The organism is Shewanella sp. 8A, assembly GCF_023475945.1.
Classification (GTDB): domain Bacteria; phylum Pseudomonadota; class Gammaproteobacteria; order Enterobacterales; family Shewanellaceae; genus Shewanella; species Shewanella xiamenensis.
On record NZ_JAMDJP010000090.1, the window covers coordinates 1 to 857 of the forward strand.

The following is an 857-nucleotide window of genomic DNA, read 5'->3' on the forward strand; positions in this document are numbered from 1 at the left end:
TGTGCTGCCTGACGGCACTTACCCTGTCAGCGCCACCGTCACCGACGTGGCCGGCAACAGCAAAACTGTTACCCAAGATGTGGTGATTGACACCAAGATTGACCAAGACGGCGACGGTAACACCGTGGCCATCACCGCCATCACCCAAGACACTGGCAGCTCCAGCAGTGACTTTATCACCAACGACAACACTCTGATTTTCAAAGGTACCGTCGATTTAGGTGACAACAGCACCTTAGCCGTCACCATTAATGGTGTGGTTTACACCACCGCCAACGGCTTAGTGATTGATGCGCAAGGTAACTGGAGCGTCGACCTGACCGGTACTGTGCTGCCTGACGGCACTTACCCTGTCAGCGCCACCGTCACCGACGTGGCCGGCAACAACAAAACTGTTACCCAAGATGTGGTGATTGATACTCAATCTGCCGCTGCACCGACAGTTACTATTGATGAAGACTTAAATAACGATGGCTTCATTAATCCTACTGAATTAACAGGACCGGTAAATATCACCGTTACTGTGGGGCTTGGCACCTCGATCGGTGATCTATTAATAGTTACAGATCAAGCGGGTAACACCCTATTTTATGGGCTAGTCACTCAAGAAATTTTAAATAATGGCTTACAACTCGGAATCATCGCTCCAGCCATCGGTACTAATCTAGTAATCACGGCTGTTGTTACAGATCAAGCAGGAAATAGCACTTCTGGGCAAGATCAGGCCAGACTGACAGATTCAGCAGATGACAGCAAAACTGTCGTTGAGGACACCGTCGCCAGCGGCAACGTGTTAACTAACGATGAAGCGGGCAATACCAGCGTGGTCAGCTTCACCGTCGCGGGCAGCAGTGTGG

General features: G+C 50.6%; 1 protein-coding gene. It reads left to right on the forward strand.

Annotation, left to right across the window (positions count from 1 at the left end):
- The coding region (locus tag M0413_RS22645; RefSeq protein ID WP_249555744.1) for an Ig-like domain-containing protein at positions 1 to 857 on the forward strand (857 nt) is incomplete at both ends.